The sequence below is a fragment of the Nitratireductor sp. StC3 genome, from assembly GCF_003015025.1.
GTDB classification, from domain to species: domain Bacteria; phylum Pseudomonadota; class Alphaproteobacteria; order Rhizobiales; family Rhizobiaceae; genus Mangrovimarina; species Mangrovimarina alexandrii.
Window position 1 is genome coordinate 339307 of the sequence record NZ_PYBP01000001.1, and the last position, 17242, is coordinate 356548.

19 protein-coding genes are annotated in these 17242 nt (G+C 68.3%); 7 read left to right on the plus strand and 12 right to left on the minus strand.

Annotated features, from left to right (window positions below):
- Nucleotides 1–30: 30 nt before the first annotated feature.
- The 3 genes from C7T96_RS01695 to C7T96_RS24295 form a co-directional block, all read right to left on the minus strand.
- Nucleotides 31–1086 carry an aldo/keto reductase gene (locus C7T96_RS01695; protein ID WP_106569428.1) on the minus strand — a complete coding sequence of 352 codons (1056 nt, stop codon included), beginning with the start codon at nucleotides 1084–1086 and terminating at the stop codon, nucleotides 31–33.
- Nucleotides 1087–1170: 84 nt separating this feature from the next.
- Complete coding sequence (locus tag C7T96_RS01700; protein ID WP_106569429.1) at nucleotides 1171–1470, minus strand: DUF2218 domain-containing protein; 300 nt, start codon at nucleotides 1468–1470, stop codon at nucleotides 1171–1173.
- Nucleotides 1471–1561: 91 nt separating this feature from the next.
- On the minus strand, nucleotides 1562–2026 hold the full coding sequence (locus C7T96_RS24295) for a hypothetical protein (protein WP_238719820.1): 465 nt from the start codon (nucleotides 2024–2026) through the stop codon (nucleotides 1562–1564).
- Nucleotides 2027–2234: 208 nt separating this feature from the next.
- On the opposite strand from C7T96_RS24295, the gene C7T96_RS01710 reads away from it, so the two are divergent.
- Nucleotides 2235–3275, plus strand: a complete 1041-nt coding sequence (locus C7T96_RS01710) for a DUF1176 domain-containing protein (protein WP_106569430.1) — start codon at nucleotides 2235–2237, stop codon at nucleotides 3273–3275.
- A 12-nt stretch (nucleotides 3276–3287) separates the two neighbouring features.
- Here C7T96_RS01710 and C7T96_RS01715 read toward each other — a convergent pair whose 3' ends face one another.
- From C7T96_RS01715 to C7T96_RS01750, 8 genes are all read right to left on the minus strand, one after another.
- Nucleotides 3288–3707 carry a DUF1330 domain-containing protein gene (locus C7T96_RS01715; protein WP_106569431.1) on the minus strand — a complete coding sequence of 140 codons (420 nt, stop codon included), beginning with the start codon at nucleotides 3705–3707 and terminating at the stop codon, nucleotides 3288–3290.
- A 31-nt stretch (nucleotides 3708–3738) separates the two neighbouring features.
- Nucleotides 3739–4605 (minus strand): alpha/beta hydrolase, encoded by an 867-nt coding sequence (locus C7T96_RS01720; RefSeq protein WP_245414053.1) that lies wholly within the window; start codon nucleotides 4603–4605, stop codon nucleotides 3739–3741.
- Nucleotides 4606–4666: 61 nt separating this feature from the next.
- Complete coding sequence (locus C7T96_RS01725) at nucleotides 4667–6289, minus strand: molybdopterin-binding/glycosyltransferase family 2 protein (RefSeq protein WP_106569432.1); 1623 nt, start codon at nucleotides 6287–6289, stop codon at nucleotides 4667–4669.
- Nucleotides 6286–6996 carry an XdhC family protein gene (locus C7T96_RS01730; protein ID WP_106569433.1) on the minus strand — a complete coding sequence of 237 codons (711 nt, stop codon included), beginning with the start codon at nucleotides 6994–6996 and terminating at the stop codon, nucleotides 6286–6288. Before C7T96_RS01730 ends, C7T96_RS01725 begins: the two co-directional genes overlap by 4 nt.
- Before the next feature lie 12 nt (nucleotides 6997–7008).
- The gene (locus C7T96_RS01735; protein ID WP_106569434.1) at nucleotides 7009–7347 is read right to left on the minus strand and encodes an XdhC family protein; all 339 of its coding nucleotides are present in this window, start codon (nucleotides 7345–7347) and stop codon (nucleotides 7009–7011) included.
- Nucleotides 7348–7375: 28 nt separating this feature from the next.
- Entirely contained in the window at nucleotides 7376–8635 is a 1260-nt protein-coding gene (locus tag C7T96_RS01740; RefSeq protein ID WP_106569435.1) for a VWA domain-containing protein, read from the minus strand.
- Between the two features lie 14 nt (nucleotides 8636–8649).
- Complete coding sequence (locus tag C7T96_RS01745) at nucleotides 8650–9579, minus strand: MoxR family ATPase (RefSeq protein WP_106569436.1); 930 nt, start codon at nucleotides 9577–9579, stop codon at nucleotides 8650–8652.
- 50 nt (nucleotides 9580–9629) lie between these two features.
- Nucleotides 9630–10124 (minus strand): flavin reductase, encoded by a 495-nt coding sequence (locus C7T96_RS01750; RefSeq protein ID WP_106569437.1) that lies wholly within the window; start codon nucleotides 10122–10124, stop codon nucleotides 9630–9632.
- Nucleotides 10125–10294: 170 nt separating this feature from the next.
- Here C7T96_RS01750 and C7T96_RS01755 point away from each other — a divergent pair, with 170 nt between their 5' ends.
- The 6 genes from C7T96_RS01755 to C7T96_RS01780 all read left to right on the plus strand — a co-directional run bounded on the left by C7T96_RS01755 (nucleotide 10295) and on the right by C7T96_RS01780 (nucleotide 15809).
- Nucleotides 10295–11359 (plus strand): branched-chain amino acid ABC transporter substrate-binding protein, encoded by a 1065-nt coding sequence (locus C7T96_RS01755; protein WP_245414037.1) that lies wholly within the window; start codon nucleotides 10295–10297, stop codon nucleotides 11357–11359.
- Complete coding sequence (locus tag C7T96_RS01760; protein ID WP_106569439.1) at nucleotides 11356–12360, plus strand: P1 family peptidase; 1005 nt, start codon at nucleotides 11356–11358, stop codon at nucleotides 12358–12360. Before C7T96_RS01755 ends, C7T96_RS01760 begins: the two co-directional genes overlap by 4 nt.
- A gap of 189 nt (nucleotides 12361–12549) precedes the next feature.
- Nucleotides 12550–13278 carry a DUF2259 domain-containing protein gene (locus tag C7T96_RS01765; protein WP_106569440.1) on the plus strand — a complete coding sequence of 243 codons (729 nt, stop codon included), beginning with the start codon at nucleotides 12550–12552 and terminating at the stop codon, nucleotides 13276–13278.
- Complete coding sequence (locus C7T96_RS01770; protein WP_106569441.1) at nucleotides 13275–13805, plus strand: hypothetical protein; 531 nt, start codon at nucleotides 13275–13277, stop codon at nucleotides 13803–13805. Before C7T96_RS01765 ends, C7T96_RS01770 begins: the two co-directional genes overlap by 4 nt.
- Nucleotides 13806–13862: 57 nt before the next feature.
- On the plus strand, nucleotides 13863–15170 hold the full coding sequence (purB, locus tag C7T96_RS01775; protein WP_106569442.1) for an adenylosuccinate lyase: 1308 nt from the start codon (nucleotides 13863–13865) through the stop codon (nucleotides 15168–15170).
- 90 nt (nucleotides 15171–15260) lie between these two features.
- Nucleotides 15261–15809, plus strand: a complete 549-nt coding sequence (locus C7T96_RS01780) for an alpha/beta hydrolase (RefSeq protein ID WP_106569443.1) — start codon at nucleotides 15261–15263, stop codon at nucleotides 15807–15809.
- A 22-nt stretch (nucleotides 15810–15831) separates the two neighbouring features.
- Here the strand turns inward: C7T96_RS01780 and glmU are convergent, their stop codons facing one another.
- Nucleotides 15832–17223: a bifunctional UDP-N-acetylglucosamine diphosphorylase/glucosamine-1-phosphate N-acetyltransferase GlmU gene (gene glmU, locus C7T96_RS01785; RefSeq protein WP_106569444.1), complete on the minus strand. Its 1392-nt coding sequence runs from the start codon at nucleotides 17221–17223 to the stop codon at nucleotides 15832–15834.
- Between the last annotated feature and the right edge of the window lie 19 nt (nucleotides 17224–17242).

The following is a 17242-nucleotide window of genomic DNA, read 5'->3' on the forward strand; positions in this document are numbered from 1 at the left end:
CGCGCCGTGCGGCCGGAACGGGCGGCGCCGTCACGGACAGGGATTGCCGAGGCGCTGGTGCACAGCGTCGACGGCGTCCTGCATCTCCTGGGTCCAGTCCACCGCGGCCGACGCCAGCGCGGTCTCGAGCTGGGCGATCGAGGTGGCGCCGATGATGTTGGACGTCACGACGGGACTGTGGGTGACGAACGCGTTGGCAAACAGGGCCGGCTCCATACCGAATTGCCGCGCGAGCGCGTTGTAGGCGTCGAACGCCTCGGCCGCGTTCGGCGTCTCGTAGCGTTGCAGCCGGTCGAAAAGCTGCTTGCGCGAGCCCTTCGGCAAGGCACCGCCCTCATATTTTCCGGTCAGATAGCCTTGCGCCAGCGGCGAATAGGCCAAAAACGCGACCCCTTCGCGGCGGCAGACCTCGGCCAGGTTCACCTCGAAGGTCCGGTTGACGAGATTGTAGGCGTTCTGGATCGAGGCCACGCGCGGCCCGACCTGCCGCTCGCTTTCGGCGATGAAGCGCATCAGGCCCCAACTGCTTTCGTTCGACAGACCGACATGGCGGATCTTGCCGGCCGTCACCAGCTCGTCGAACACGGCCAGCGTTTCGGCGATCGGGGTCTCGTCCGCCGGCCCGTCGGCCTTGTCAGCGGCGCCGACGCGGGTCGGGTTGGAGCCCCAGGGTATCGGCCGTTCGGGCCAGTGGATCTGGTAGAGGTCGAGATAGTCAGTCTGCAGTTTCGCCAGCGACTTGTCGATCGCGTCAAAAATGTCGGCACGCACGAGTTTCGACGGCCGGCCGCCGCGAAACCAGTCGTTGGCCGTGCGCCCGACGACTTTCGAGGCCAGAACCACATCACCGCGATTGCCGCGCGCCTTCATCCAGCTGCCGATGATCGCTTCCGTTCGGCCCTGGGTCTCGGCCTTGGGCGGGATCGGATAGAGCTCGGCCGTATCGATGAAATTCACGCCGCGCGCGAAGGCCAGATCCATCTGCGCGTGGCCCTCGGCCTCGGTGTTCTGCTCGCCCCAGGTCATCGAGCCGAGGCAGATTTGCGAAACAAGCAGGTCCGTGCGGCCGATGCGGCGCTTTTGCATAAAAACTCTCCGGGAGTGATCGATCCGGGCGGATCTTGGAGAGCCGACTATAACGGCCGATCGATGCGCGTAAAAGCGTTCGCCTCAGCGCCAGTCGATCGCCGGCGGTTCGCGGAAGGCGAAACGCTCGAGATGGCTGGCGATCACCGTGCGCATGCGCTCGAGGTCTTCCGGCGTGCCGGCGTTCACCGTCATGGTCAGCGTCTCGTCCCCGGCCTCAAGCTCGCAAGCGCCGAAATCGAAGGCGATCGAGCCGCGTTCGGGGGTGAAGGTGACGGGACGTTTGTGCCCGAAATGCTTGCACAATTGCTGCAGATAGCGGCTGGCCTTGTCGGTCGCCACCGTCGCGGTGGCCCTCAGCGAAGCGTCTTGCGGGGCTGTCATGATCGTCTCCTGTTGATGTCAGCCAGGAGAGATCGGTCAGCGCGGTCCGGAAAGCAAGTTAAATCTGACAAAATTACTCAAGTTACAACGGTCAGCGTTTGGCCGCCGCGTTGCGCTTGGCCCGGTCGATCAGCATGTTGGCGATCTGCATGCGCACCAGCGCCCGCTCGCGGCGATGCGGCGCCACCTTGTCGGGGTGGTTGTCGCGGGCGAACTCGCGCCGGATCCGGTCGAAATCCTTCGGCCAGCGCGCATAGGCGATCTTGAGTTCGGCCGCGATCGCGCCCGGATCGGCCGGCGGCAACGGGTCTTCGGGCGGATCGGGCGTTTCGATGCCGGGCGCGTTCTCGGCCAGGCTCTCCAGGCCGGTGCGGCGGTAAAGGCTCGCCACCACCTCGCCGGGAACATTGGCCCACAATTCCTCCACCGCCTCGGAGGACGGCACGAAGCCGAACGGCACTGACGGTCCGGCGCGCTCCGCCTCGCCCTCGTCGGCCTTGGCGGCGATGAGTTCGTCGAGAAGGGTTGCAAACTCGCTGGTCGAGAAGCCGCTCAAACCACCTGCTCCAAGGGTTTCGCCACGAACGCACCGACACGATAGGCGCAAGGGATTAACAAGCTGACTGAAAAACCGGACCAAATTGAGTCATTGCCCGGCGGAGGGCTTGCGTCTCGCGCGCGCTGGGTGAGACTGTTCACAGCATCGCCCCGATGGCTGCCTATGCTGGGTGCGAGCGCAACACCGTGACCGCAGGAGAAACAGCATGCGCACCGGTCTATCTTGCCTTGTCGCCGCCATGGCGGCCGCCGCGCCGGCCGCCGCGCAGGACCGGCCCTATCTGGACGACCGTTCCGATGCGGCGGCGCTGATCGCCTCCTACTATAACGCCGTCAACCGCAAGGAATATGCCCGCGCCTGGAGCTATTTCGGCGACGACAAGCCGGCCGCCACGCTCGACGATTTCGCAGCCGGCTATGCTGCGACCGAAAGCGTCGCGCTCGTTGTTGGGGCCGCGGCCGCGGAAGGCGCGGCCGGTAGCGTGTTTTACCGGGTCCCGGTCGCGATCCGGGCGACGGAAGACGGCGGCACCCCAAAACTCTTTGCCGGCTGCTACACGGCGCGGCTGATCGATCCGCAGATCCAGGACGAGCCGTTCCGCCCGCTGTTCATCGTCGCAGCCAGCCTTGAGCCCGCCTCCGAACCGCTGGAGGATGCGCTGCCGGCGCAATGCGGCGATGCACCGGCCGGGCCGGCCGGCGATGCCGGACTCGAGCGCGCCAAGGCGCTGTTTCAGGCGAGTTACGCCCAGAGTTGCGGCGGGGCGCCGCCCGGCAGCGACGGACCGCGCGCGCCGGATGTGCACACGATCGGCTTCCGCTACAGCACCGACGACGCCGACGCGCCGGAACGCCAAATGCGACTGTTCCGGTTCTACTGCCGGGCCGGCGCCTACAACGAGATGCATGTCTATTACCGGGAGGACGAGATCGACGGCGTGCGCGAACTGCATTTTGCCATGCCCGAGCTCGACATCCGCTATCGGGACGACGACAGCGAGGGTCCGGTCGATTCGATGCGCATCGTCGGTTTCACCGCCGAAAATCAGCTCGTGAACTCGGATTACGACCCGGAAAACTTCGTCGTCACCGCCTACGCCAAATGGCGCGGGCTGGGCGATGCCGCCGCCTCCGGCACGTGGCTGTTCCGCCAGGGCCAGTTCTCGCTGGTCAAATACGAGGTTGACGCGACCTATGACGGCGCGGTCAATCCCGAACTACTTTTGGACTATTATTCCGCGCCGTAGCCGGCCAGAAATTCAGCCGTCGAAGCCGCTGCCGGTCGCTTTCGGCGCCAGGCGGATCAGGCGGGAATCGGCGACCGCCGCCTGGCGATGCACGACCGCCTTCTGGTAGTCGGGATCCTTGACCATCTCCACGAAGGCGGCGGCGGACGGATATTCGGCGATGAAGCACCGGTCCCAGTGCTCGTCCTCGGGGCCGATCAGCATCAGCCGGAAATCTCCGGCCCACACCACCCTGCCGCCGACCCGGCGCAGGATCGGGCCGCTCTCGCGCCCATAGGCGGCATAGGCCTGCGCGCCGGTCGCCTGGCGCCCGTCCGGATAGGCCGCCTGCGCGCGCAGCCGCACCAGATTGAGCATGTGGACGGGCCCCTCCTCCGCCATTTTCCGGAAAGTGCCGAATGTCTCGCGGGTCGGATCGACGAAGCCGGCCATGGGCGATCTCCAAAAAATCAAACGGGTCGTGTCAGCGCTGCGCCAGCATCCAGTTGAGCGTCTCGCGCCAGTCGGTCATGCGAATCGGCGTTCCGTGGGTGCCGGTTTCGAAGCGCACGAAGCGCACGGGATAGTCCGGTGCCGCCGCCAGGATCGCGCGGAAGAACGTTTCCTGCTTTTCGACCGGAAACACCGTGTCGCGGCTGCCCTGGCCGATGAAGAAGGGAACCTTCCGCTTGAAGGCGGGGCTTTTCAAGAAACCCGTATCCCAGTGCGAACCGAGCAGAAGCAGCCCGCCCAGCCGCGACGCGACACGCTCGTCCTCTGCCAACGCATAACACAGCGCCCCGCCCATCGAGCCGCAGGCAACGAAGACCGGCGCGGCCGGCGAGCGCGCGGCGTAGTGATCGATCAGCATCGCGATCGCCTTTTTGCCGCCGGCGCCGAAATCGGGAAAATCGGGCGACAGATAAAGCCCGTCATTGCGCGTCATCAGGTTCTTGATGCGGTTGAAATTGCCGCCGAAGGTGAAATCGTCGACACCCTGCCGGCGGCTGCCGCCCTGGCCGTGCAGATAGATGGTGATGATCTTGGCGCCCTCGCGCCGGCCGACCGCGTAGTGGCGCAGATCGCCGAGCGCGTATTGCTGCTGGAACGCGCGCACGCGCAGCGACACATAGTCGTCGCGCACCCGCCGTTCCGGCACCGCGTCGCGGCCGTTGATGTCGCGCATCTCGCGATAGTCGACGACGCGGTATCGGCCGCCGTCGGCCGAGCCGAGGGTTGCCGGATAGGCGAACAGCCGGTCCTTGTGGGGGGCGAGTTCGAACGCGCCAGCGCCGCCGGCGGCAAGCGACAAGGCGGCGACAAGCAGAAAACGGCAAAGGGTCGCGATCATCGCCGCGACTGTGCCGTCCGCTGCCGGGCTTGGCAAGCCCGGCATGGGCGTTGCCGCGCTGCTATTCCTCGAGCACGCCGCCGGCCCGGGCGAGCGCATCCTGCGTGTCGACATCGATGCTCGCCGCCGCGCCGATTTCGACGTCGATCACCTCGGCGAGCCCGCTTTCGACCAGATGGCGGGCGCCGGTGTCGCCGGCGAGCCCGTCGACGGCGGTAAACACCGCCCGCGGCAGGATAACCGGGTTGCCGCGCTTGCCGTTATGGGTGGCGCGCACCACGGCGCGCCCGCCGGACCGCTCGAAGGCGTCGATCAGCGCATCGAGTGCCGCCGTGCCGATCGCGGGCATGTCGGCAAGCAGCACCAGCGCGCCGTCGGCCGCCTCCGGCACGGCGTGCAGGCCCGCCTTCAGCGAGGTCGACAGGCCCTGGGCGAAATCGGGGTTCCGGCGGGTCTCGACGGCAAGCCCGGCAAGCGCCGCGGCCACGCGCTCGGCCTGATGGCCGAGGATCACCGTCAGCCCGTCCGCGCGGCTTGCCAGCGCGCGCTCGGCGCTGCGCCGCACCAGCGGTGTCTCGTCGAACGAGGCCAGAAGCTTGTTGGGTCCGCCCATGCGGCTCGAGCGTCCGGCCGCCAGCAGCACGGCGTGCACGTTTGCCGGTTTTGTCTGGGTGTCTGCCGGCGGGCGCGCCTCGCGCGGCTGCGGCCGGGTGGCGATCTCCATCAACAGCCCGCCGACACCCATGCCGGCGATCGTGCCGGCATCGACGTCCAGACCGGCCAGCATGCGGTCGAGCACCCAGTCGAAGCCGTTTTCCTTCGGGCTGCGGGCGCAGCCCGGCGCGCCGAGCACCGGCACCGCGCCGATGTGCCCCTTGACCAGCAGATTGCCGGGATCGACCGGCATGCCGAAGCGTTCGACCGTGCCGCCGGCGCCGCGGATCGCGGCGGGGATCACGTCGTCGCCGTCGCTGACGGCCGACGCGCCGAAGGCGATCACGATGTCGCTGCCGGCGGTGGCGTCGGCGAGTGCGCGCGCCAGGCTCGCCTCGTCGTGCGGCGTGCGGCGCTCGAAGGCGATCGCGCTGCCCGACGGCTCCAGCCGCGCGCGCATCGTCTTGACCGTCTTGTCGAGCACGCTCGGCTTGGTGCCCGGCAGGCTCGTCTGGATCAGGGCGACGCGTCGGGCCGCGAACGGATGCACGCCAAACACCGCGCCCCGCGCGGCGATCGCCTCGACCGCGTCGACCAGCGTGCCGGCGACGGCGAACGGAATGATTTTTACCGTGGCCACCATCCGGCCCGGCTCGACGCGCACATGGTCGTTCAGCGTCGCGATGGTGATCGCCGGGTCGACGGCGTTGATGGCGTCGATCAGCGCGCGGTCGACGCAAAACACCCCTGCCGGCCCGGCATGCAGATTGACCCGTCCGGTCGCCGCGTCCCGGACCTCCACGCCGCGGCTTTTGAGTGCTGCGGCGATCCGGCGGGCGGCCTCGTTTTCGTCCAGGTCGCCGGGGTCGAGCACGGCGGCCGCGACCTCCGCGATGCCGGCCTCCTTCAAGGCCGCGATCTCGGCCGCGCCGAGGCGGGTGCCCTTCTTGATCCGGCGCGTCCCGGCCTGGGTGGCGTGGGCGAGGATCGCGCCCTCGGCCCGGTCGAGCGGTACGGGACCGAACTTCATGCCGCGCGGCTTTCGGTCACTGCCGCCAGTCCGCGCGAGCGCAGGGCGGCGACGATCTGGGCCAGGACCGCCACGGCGATCTCGGCCGGGCTTGCCGCGCCGATATCGAGGCCGATCGGCGCATGGATGCGTCCGCTCGCCTCGTCCGTCACGCCGGCTTCGGCGAGCCGGGCCAGGCGCTTGGCGTGGGTCTTGCGGCTGCCGAGCGCGCCGACATAAAAACAGCCCGTCTCCAGCGCCGCCTTGAGCGGAAAATCGTCGATCTTGGGATCGTGGGTGAGTGCGGCGAGCGCGGTATAGGCATCGAGCGGCCGCCGTTTGAAGACGTCCTCGGGCCATTCGGCTGCAAGCCGGGTCTCGGGAAAGCGTTCCGGCGTGGCGAAGGCGGTGCGCGGGTCGATGATCTCGATGTCGAAACCGGCGATCCGGGCCATCGGCGCCAGCGCCTGGCTGATATGGACCGCGCCGATCGCCACGATGCGCGGCGGCGGCAGATGGACGTTGAGGAAGAACGACCCGCCCTCGGCCTCGACCGTGCCGGATTTTCCGGAGCGGAATGCGCGCTGCAGCGCCTCGCCGAGCTGGCCTGAGAGCACATCGCCCTCGCGCACCAGCCGGTCGCTCCCGTCCGCGAGGTCGGTGACCAGGATGGCGGCGCGGCGCGCGCGCCGTTCGGCATTCAGCGCTCTCAGGGCTTCAGCACGCATGGCGTCCTCCGCTCAGCCGAGAGGTTCGACATAGACTTTGATGCGCCCGCCGCAGGACAGACCCACCTCCCAGGCCGTCTCGTCGGCGACGCCGAATTCGAGCAGGCGCGGCGCGCCGGTCTCGATCACGTCGGCGGCCTCGGCCACCACCGCGCCTTCCACGCAGCCGCCGGAGACCGAGCCCTCGAAATTGCCCTCGGTGTCGATGACCAGATGGCTGCCCACCGGGCGCGGCGCCGAGCCCCAGGTTTCGACCACGGTCGCGAGCGCGAGTGCGCGCCCGTCCTTTATCCAGCGTTCGGCGATCAGCAGCGGATCGCGACGGTCGTCGAGGGCCGAGAGGTTCTCCATGACTGCACTCCTTTGCTCGACACTAGGATCACGCCGCACGCTTGCCAAGGGAAACCGCGTCCAGAAAACGGCGCGGATCGGCCGCACGCGCGCCGCGCCGTGTCGACAACGCCGCGCACAGATCGTCCAGCGCCTCCAGCGTATGCACGGCGCGGAACTCGTCGACATGCGGCAGCATGGCGCGCACGCCGCGGGCGCGCGCCTCGAACCCGTCGAAGCGCAACAAAGGATTGAGCCAGATCAGCCGCCGGCAGGATTTGTGCAGCCGCTCCATCTCGCGCCCGAGCAGATCGATATCGTCGCGCTCGAGCCCGTCTGTGATCAAAAGCACGATCGCACCCTGGCCGAGCACGCGGCGCGACCACAGCCGGTTGAACTCGTAAAGCGTATGGCCGATGCGCGTGCCGCCCGACCAGTCCTTGACCGCCGCCGCGCAGTCGGCCAGCGCCGCGTCGGGATCGCGATGGCGCATCTGCCGGGTCAGATTGGTCAGCCTGGTGCCGAACACGAAGGAGTGCACCCGCTGGCGCTGCTCGGTCAACGCGTGCAGGAAATGCAGGAAGATGCGGGTATACTGGCTCATCGAGCCGGAAATATCGGCGATCGCCACCAGCGGCGGATGAACTTCGCGCACGGAACGGAATTTCGGCAGAATGAGTTCGCCGCCGGTGCGCAAGCCGGCCCGCAGCATGGCGCGCGGATCGGTGCGCGCGCCGCGGGGGTCCGGGCGCCAGCGGCGGGTGCGCACCTGGTCGAAAGGCAGCCGCAGGGCCGCGATCGCCCGCTTCGCCTCGGTCAGTTCGGCGGCCGTCATCTGCGAAAAATCCTTGGCGCGCAGGGTCTCGCTGGTCGAGGTGGTCAGCCGCGCGTCGACCTCGATCTCGGGAATTTCCTCGCGCGGCCGGTTTTTCTCGTGTCCCTCGAACATGGCGTCGGCGACGCGCGATTCGGCCGCGCGCGGCCGTTCCTTCTCGCGCTGGTCGACCGCCTGCGGCGAAAACATCGCCAGCATTTTTTCCACCAGCTCGCGCGATTTCCAGAACAGCCGGAACGCCTCGTCGAAGACAGCGTGGTCCTCGCGGCGCGTCACCAGCACCGCATGCAGGGTCCAGTAGAAATCGTCGCGCGTGCCGATGCCGCCGGCCAGCACGGCCTCGATCGCCTCCTTGACCGCGGCCGGGCCGACGCGCATGCCGGCCTTGCGCAGCGCGCGGGCGAAATAGACGATATTGTCGGCGATGCGGCCGTCCGGCGGTGGCGTGCGGGGAGCGGAAACCTGCTGATCCATGGCCCCGGCCGGCCCTAGTCGCTCGCCGCGAGTTCGCTGCGCACCTCGTCGAGCAGCTTGCGCCCCTCGCCTTCCTCGATGCGGGCGATGTCGTCCTGATATTTCAAAAGCACGCCGATCGTGTCCGACACGGTTTCGGGATCGAGCGCGACCTTGTCGAGTTCGGTCAGCGCGCTCGCCCAGTCGATCGTCTCGGCCACGCCCGGCGCCTTGAACAGGTCCATCTGGCGCAGTTTCTGGATGAAGGCGACCACTTCCTGCGACAGGCGCTGATTGGCCTGCGGCACCTTGCGGTGGACGATCTCCAGCTCGCGCGCAGCATCGGGATAGTCGACCCAGTGATAGAGGCACCGGCGCTTGAGCGCATCGTGAATCTCGCGCGTGCGGTTGGTGGTGATCACCACGATCGGCGGTTCGGCGGCGCGGATCGTGCCGAGTTCGGGCACGGTGACCTGGAAATCGGACAGGATTTCGAGCAAAAAGGCCTCAAAAGCCTCGTCGGTGCGGTCGAGTTCGTCGATCAGCAGCACCGGCGCGCGGCCGTCCGTGCCGGAGAGCGCGTCCAGGATCGGCCGGCGGATCAGGTATTTTTCGGAAAAGACGTTCTTTTCCATCGTGCCGCGGTCGACCGCGCCGGCGGCCTCCTCCATGCGGATCTCGATCATCTGGGCGGCGTAGTTCCACTCATAGACGGCCGAGGCGACGTCGAGGCCCTCGTAGCATTGCAGACGGATCAAGCGCCGGTCGAGCGCGCTCGCCAAAACCTTGGCGATCTCGGTCTTGCCGACGCCGGCCTCGCCTTCCAGGAACAGCGGCCGCTGCATGCGCAGGGCCAGGAAAAGCACCGTCGCCAGTGCGCGATCGGCGACGTAGTCGGCGCCTTGCAAAAGGGCAAGCGTGTCGTCGATCGACTGCGGAAGGGCGGGCGGTGTCGGGCGCGTCATTGCGTCTCCGGATAAGGGATCGACCCTGGAAGCGGTGTACCGCCCGACCGTCAGAGCACGCGGTAGGTGCGGTTGTGGTAAAGAAGCGGCTCAAGGCTATCGCCGATATCGAGGCCTGTCACCCTGCCGAAATAGACCCGGTGGGTGCCCAGTTCCTTGGTGTCGACGATTTCGCAGTCGAACACCGCCAGCGCGCCCTTGAGAACCGGCGCGCCGGTCGAGATACGGTCCCAGTCGGCGGCGGCGAAACGCGCGTCCTGGCTCTTGCCGGTCAGGCCGGAAAAATCCGACGACAGCGCCTCGTGGGCGGCCGTCAGCGTGTTGAGCGCAAACACGCCGTTGCGCAGGAAGCAGTCGTTGTTTTCGTTCTCGCGATTGAGGCAGACCAGGATCGTCGGCGGGTTGTCGGTGACCGAACAGGCGGCGATCGCCGTCACGCCGCGCCGGCCGAAAGGCCCGTCGGTCGTGACCACATGCACCGCGCCGGCGAATTGCGCCATCGCATCGCGATAATGGCGCGGTTCGATTTCGCTTTTCTTCAACACCTGCCGCCCGGCCTTTCCGCCAGCGCTGCGCTGGCCCTGCTGACATGCAATATAGGCCCGTGCGCTTACGCCACAAGCCGGGTAGGCGCAAGACGAGTTGCGCTGGTCCGGCGGCTTCTTTACGAAACGGCGAAAGCGGTCCCGCGAGCGGAAACCATCACGCGATGCGCATGTCGAAGCGATTGGCGATCCTTTTTGCCGCCATGTTGGGCGCGCTGCCGGCCCGCGCGGCCGAGCCGCGGCTCGGCCTGGCCGCGCCGCTGTCGGGCGCGAGCGCGCTGCTGGGCGCGCAGATGGAAGCCGGCGCGGCGGCGGCCGTCGCCGCCGACGGCAAGGCCGCGCTCGTGGTCGAGGACACGGGCTGTTCGGCCGAGGGCGGCGCGCGCGCCGCCGGCGCGCTGGTCGCCGAGGGCGTCGATCTCGTCACCGGCTTCGTGTGTATGGCGGCGGTCGAGGCCGCGATGCCGGTCCTCTCCCAAGCCGGCATTCCCGTCATCGTCACCGGCGTGCGCGTCGACGCCCTCACCGACCGGCGCGACAAGACCGGCTGGCCGGTGTTTCGCCTCGCCCCGCGCGCCGACGCGGAGGCGCAGGCCGTTGCCCGCATGCTGACCCGGGCGTGGCGCGGCGAGCTGTTCGCGATCATCGACGACGGCACCATTTACGGGCGCGAACTGGCCGAAAGCCTGCGCGTGGCGGCCGAACTGGCCGGGCTCGAGCCGGTGTTCATCGATACGTTCCGGCCGCAACTGCCCAACCAGATCGCGCTCGCCGGCCGGTTGCGCAAGGCGGGCGCGACGCATGTGTTTGCCGGCGGCGACCGGGCCGACATCGCCCTTCTCGGCCAGGCGGCGGCCGAACTCGGCTACGACGTGCAGATCGCCGGCGGCGAGGCCCTGCGCGCCGCGCGCGACGAGGTCGACCTTGTCGCCGGCACCTTGATGGTCGCGCCGCCCGACTGGGCCGACATCGCAGACCCGGCAATCGTCGCCGCCCTGCGCCAGGCCGGCACCGAGCCCGACGGCTACGTCCTGCCGGCCTATGCCGCCGTCGAGGTCGCGCTGGCGGCAAAACGCGCCGCCGCCGACGCGCCGCTCGCCGGCGTGCTCGCGGCGACGCGCTTCGAGACCGCGCTCGGCGCCGTGCGCTTCAACGATATCGGCGACTGGGCCGGCACACGCTACCGGCTGTTTCGCTATGACGGCCAGGATTTCAAGCAGGTCGATCTGGAATGAGTTTTACCCCCGGTCCCCGCAACCTTTTGACCGACATCGCCGGCCTGCGCGTCGGCGCGGCTCACGACGAGGCCCTCAATTCAGGCGTCACCGCGGTTCTGTGCGACACGCCCGCCGTGGCCTCGGTGCAGGTGATGGGCGGCGCGCCCGGCACCCGCGAGACCGATCTTCTGGAACCGCACAACAGCGTCGAGACCGTCAATGCCCTTGTGCTTTCGGGCGGGTCTGCCTTCGGTCTCGACGCGGCGTCCGGCGTCCAGGCCTGGCTGCGCGAGCACGATATCGGGCTCCAGGTGCACGACCAGCGCGTGCCGATCGTGCCGGCGGCGATCCTGTTCGACCTCGTCAATGGCGGTGACAAGGGTTGGGGACGCTACCCGCCCTATCGCGAGCTCGGTTACCAGGCGGCGCAGAACGCGGCCACGGCCTTCGAACTCGGCACGGTCGGCGCCGGTTATGGCGCGCTGACGGCCGGTCTGAAGGGCGGCCTCGGCTCGGCCTCGACGCGGCTTGCCGACGGCACCACGGTCGCCGCCCTGGTCGCGGTCAACGCGGTCGGCTCGGTGACCGTCGGCAGCACGCGCCATTTCTGGGCGGCCCCGTTTGAGGCCGGCTCCGAGTTCGGCGGCCTCGGCCTGCCAAGCCCGCTGCCCGACGATGCCGGCCGGGTGCGGCTGAAGTTCCGCGATCCGGGGCTCGCCGCCAACACCACCATCGCGGTGGTGGCCACCGATGCCGCCTTGACCAAGGCCGAGGCCAAGCGCTTGGCCGTCACCGCCCATGACGGGATCGCCCGTGCGATCTGGCCCGCGCACACGCCGGCCGACGGCGATCTGGTCTTCGCGCTTGCGACCGGCGCCCGGCCGGCGCCCGACAGCGTGGCGATGATGGAGCTTTATGCCGCGGGCGCGGCCACGCTGGCGCGCGCCATCGCGCGTGGCGTTTATGCCGCCCGTCCCGGACCGCGCGACCCGATGCCGGCCTGGTCGACGCTGGGCTGAGGCGTCGGCAGGCGAAATGGAAACCGGGCCGCCGTTCAAAAACACGTCAAAACAATAGCTTGGGGCCGAACGGTTCTGGTTGCGAAAAGCCGGCGCACGGGGTTGGCCGCACCGTTCCTGCCCGGCGGCTGCCCGTGATAGACTCGCCTCAGAATCGATCCAGGATCGGCCCGCAACAAGGATTTCGTCATGTTCTACCGTGCCGCCGCGATGCTGTGTGCCGCAGCCCTTTTCCTGGGCGCGCCGGCGGCCTCGGCCGGCGATGTCGCCGAGCTCGACATTCTCGGCTTCTCGGATGACGCCTCGATCTTCGCCTTCGAGGAGTACGGCATCCAGGACGGCTCGGGTTTTCCCTATGCCAACCGCTATTACATCGACGTCGAGAACGACCGTTTTTTGCCCGGTTCGCCGTTTCGCGTGCTTATCAGGGACGAAACGGTTAGCCTCGATACCGCCCGCGCCCAGGTCAAGGCCGCGGCCGAAACCATCGTCGCCGACGACGAGCTGGCACGCAACAGGGGCTGGCTTGCCGGGTACAATCCCGTCACCGAACTGTCGGGCGAGCCGGGCCGGATGGTGGTCAATCCGCGCCCGGTTCTGCCGCCGATCGACACGGCGGTCGCCTTCCATCTCGAGGAGATCGGCATCGCCGCGCCGGAACGATGCGCCGCCTTCGGTCCCGTCGTCGGCTACCGCCTGTCGCGCGTCGATCTGGAACCGGGCGGCACGTTCGTTCGCCTGCATCAAGACGAAGCGATCCCGCAAAGCCGCGGCTGCCCCTTCGGATACCGGCTCGGCGCGGTGCAGACGGTTTATCCGCAGGGCGGACCGCCCTCCTTCGCGGTGATGATCGCGGTGCGCGGCTTGGGCTTCGAGGGGCCGGACATCCGCTGGCTGGCCGTGACCGGCCGGCTGTGACCCCTGAAAGACGCACCGCGCCGGCCGGGGCGTTTGCCGGCCTCTATGCCGCCGTCGCCGGCAAACGAACCCTGGCGGGCCTGGCGGCGGGCGCGCTTTTGTGGTCGCTGCTGATGGCGGCCAGCGCCGTTTTGACGCTTTACCGCGACGGCTGGCAGGAGCCGGCCCATATCCGCGCGGTGGCGGTCTTGTTCGGTCTGGCGGCCTTCCTCGCCTATCCCGTTGCCGTGATCCTGGCCGGCTGGGCGAGCGGCGGCAAGAAATTCGACACGCGGCTTGCCGCCCATCTCTTCCTGCTCGGCGCCGGCACGCTCGGGCTGACGGCGGCGTTTTACGGGCTCGACCATCGCGCCTATTTCTCGCAGTGGCACGCCGCGCCGTTCACCGTCACCTGGTCGATCCAGTATTTTTTCACCGTGGCCGGCGCGTTCTACCAGTTCGCCGCGTTCGGCATGCGGCTCTACCTGCCGCTCGGCATCCCGGCGCTTTGCCTGTTTGCCCTGTGGCATGCGGCGAAAGCGCGTTGAGCCGCGGCGGCGGCTCTGTTACGACGCAGCCACCTATTCCGCAAACAGGATGCAAGCATGATCCCGCGCTATTCGCGGCCCGAAATGGTCGCAATCTGGTCGCCCGCGACGAAGTTCCGCATCTGGTTCGAGATCGAGGCGCATGCCTGCGACGCGCTCGCAGAACTCGGCGTGATCCCGAAAGAGGCCGCCAAAACCATCTGGGACAAGGGCGGCGCGGCCACGTTCGACATTGAACGCATCGACCAGATCGAGGCCGAGACCAAGCACGACGTCATCGCCTTTTTGACCCATCTGGCCGAGATCGTCGGGCCGGAGGCGCGATTCGTCCACCAGGGCATGACGTCGTCCGACGTGCTCGACACCTGCCTGAACGTGCAACTGGTGCGCGCCGCCGATCTGCTGTTGGCCGATCTCGACGCCCTGCTCGCGGCGCTGAAAAAACGCGCCTTCGAGCACAAGGACACGATCACCATCGGCCGTTCGCACGGCATTCATGCCGAACCGACCACTTTCGGCGTCAAGCTCGCCCAGGCCCATGCGGAGTTTTCGCGCTGCCGCGAGCGGCTGGTCTTCGCCCGCAGGGAGATCGCGACCTGCGCGATCTCGGGCGCCGTCGGCACGTTCGCCAATATCGACCCGCGCGTGGAGGAACACGTGGCGGCCAAGATGGGGCTGGAACCGGAGACGGTGTCGACCCAGGTGATCCCGCGCGACCGGCACGCGATGTTTTTTGCCGTGCTCGGCGTGATCGCCTCGTCGGTCGAGCGCCTCGCCGTGGAGATACGTCATCTGCAGCGCACCGAGGTGCTGGAGGCGGAGGAATATTTCGCGCCCGGCCAGAAAGGCTCCTCGGCCATGCCGCACAAGCGCAATCCGGTGCTGACGGAAAATCTCACCGGGCTTGCCCGCATGGTGCGTGCCTACGCCCTGCCGGCGATGGAAAACGTCGCGCTCTGGCACGAACGCGACATCTCGCATTCCTCGGTCGAGCGCATGATCGGGCCCGACGCCACCGTCACGCTCGATTTCGCGCTGGCCAGGTTGACCGGGGTCGTCGACAAGCTTCTGGTCTATCCCGAGGCGATGCAGAACAATCTCGATCGGTTCCGCGGGCTGGTCCATTCGCAGCGCGTGCTGCTGGCGCTGACCCAGGCCGGGGTGTCGCGCGAGGACGCCTACCGGCTGGTGCAGCGCAACGCCATGAAAGTCTGGGAGCAAGGCAAGGATTTCCTTGAAGAATTGCTCGCCGACGCCGAGGTGCGCGCCGCGCTTTCGGAAGACGCGATCCGCGAGAAATTCGACATCGGCTATCACACCAAGCATGTCGACACGATTTTTGCCCGCGTGTTCGGTCAGGCCTAAGGCGATCGCCGCGCCGGCAACGGAGCCGCCGTGCCGTTTCGCGTCCGGGCGGCCTTGCCCGGCGCGGACCGCCTCGCTACATGGGCGGCCATGAAGGCCAAAGACACCGATATCCTGATCATCCCCGGCTACACCAATTCCGGCCCCGGCCACTGGCAGAGCCGCTGGCAGTCGAAACTGTCGACGGCGCGCCGGGTCGAGCAGCGCGAATGGTCGAAGCCGGTGCGCGACGACTGGATCGCCCGCGTCGCCGAGGAGGCCAACCGGGCCGAGCGGCCGATCCTGCTCGTGGCCCATTCGCTCGGTATTCCGACCGCCATCCATGCCCTGCAGGCGATCGAAAAGCCGGTCGCGGGCGCGTTCTTCGTCGCCCCGCCGGACGTGGCCAACCCAAAGATCCGCCCGAAACATCTGATGACGTTCGGTCCCTATCCGCGCGAGCCGCTGCCGTTTCCCTCGGTGGTGGTGGCGAGCCGCAACGATGAGTTCTGCGCCTTCGACGTCGCCGAGGACATCGCCGGTGCCTGGGGTGCGCTGTTCGTCGATGCCGGCGAGGCCGGGCATCTCAACGCCGAATCGGGATACGGGCCCTGGCCCGAGGGTTCGCTTCTCCTGGCGAAATTCCTGTCGCGGCTGTAGAGCCCACGGCGGTAGCGGCGGCTCAGCCGCGCGCGGCCCGGTCCTTGGCGGCCTTTTCGGCGGCGCGGCGCTGCTTTTCGGCCTGATAGCGCGCCTTCAGCTTCGATGCCCGTCCTTCCTTGACGGTTTGCGGGGCGCGGCCGAAGGCGAGCGCGTCGTCGGGCACGTCGGCCACGATCACGCTGCCGGAGGCGACATAGGCGCCGGCGCCGATCGAAACCGGCGCGACCAGCGAGGAATTCGAGCCGATGAAGGCCTCGGCGCCGATCTCGGTGCGGTCCTTGGTAAAGCCGTTATAGTTGCAGGTAATCGTACCGGCGCCGATATTGGCCTTGGCGCCGATCGTGGCGTCGCCGATATAGGTGAGATGGTTGACCTTGGCGCCGGGACCGATCTCGGCGGCCTTGACCTCGCAGAAATTGCCCACCTTGGCGCCGGCGCCGAGATCCGCGCCCGGCCGCAGCCGCGCGAAGGGACCCACTTCGGCGCCGTCGGCGATCGTGGCGCCCTCTATATGGGAAAAGCCGCGCACGCGCACCCGGTCGCCGATCCGCACGCCGGGTCCGAACACGACATGCGGTTCGATCGCCGTGTCGCGGCCGATCACCGTGTCGTGGGCGAAAAACACCGTCTCCGGCGCCGTCATCGACACGCCGTCGAGCAGCATGCGCCGGCGCCGGCGGGTCTGCCAGATCGCCTCGGCCTCGGCCAGTTCGGCGCGGTTGTTGATGCCGAGCACGTTTTCGAACGCCACTTCGGCCGCGACCACGCGCAAGCCCTGCGCCCGCGCGATCTCGACGATGTCGGTCAGGTAATATTCGCCCTTGGCGTTGTCGTTGCCGACCGCGTCGAGCAGGCCGAGCGCCCGGGCGCCGTCGATCGCCATCAGCCCGCCATTGCAAAAAGTAATCGCCCGTTCCGCCGCGCTGCAGTCGCGGTCCTCGCGGATCGCCACCAGCTCGCCGCACTGTTCCACCAGGCGGCCATAACCGGCGGGCTTGTCGGTGCGAAAACCCATCACCACCACCGCGGCGCCGTCGGCCAAGCCTTGTCGCGCCTCGGCCAGCGCCTCGGCCTCGATCAGCGGCGTGTCGCCGAACATCACCAAAATATCGTCGAACCCGTCGGCGATCGCGTCGCGGGCGGCGAGTACGGCATGGGCCGTGCCCAGCCGTTCGGCCTGGACAAAGGTCCGGCAGCCGGCGGCGTGGGACTTCAGCGTCTCGGAGACGGTTTCGGCGCCATGGCCGACCACCAGGGCGAGCGCGCCGCTGCCGGCCGCGCGCGCCGCGCCGAGCACATGGGCGGCCATCGGCAGGCCGGCGACCGGGTGCAGCACTTTCGGCAGATCGCTTTTCATCCGCGTGCCCTCGCCGGCGGCGAGGATGATCGACAGGCAACTGCGTTCACTCATGGAGATTTCCGTATCGCGA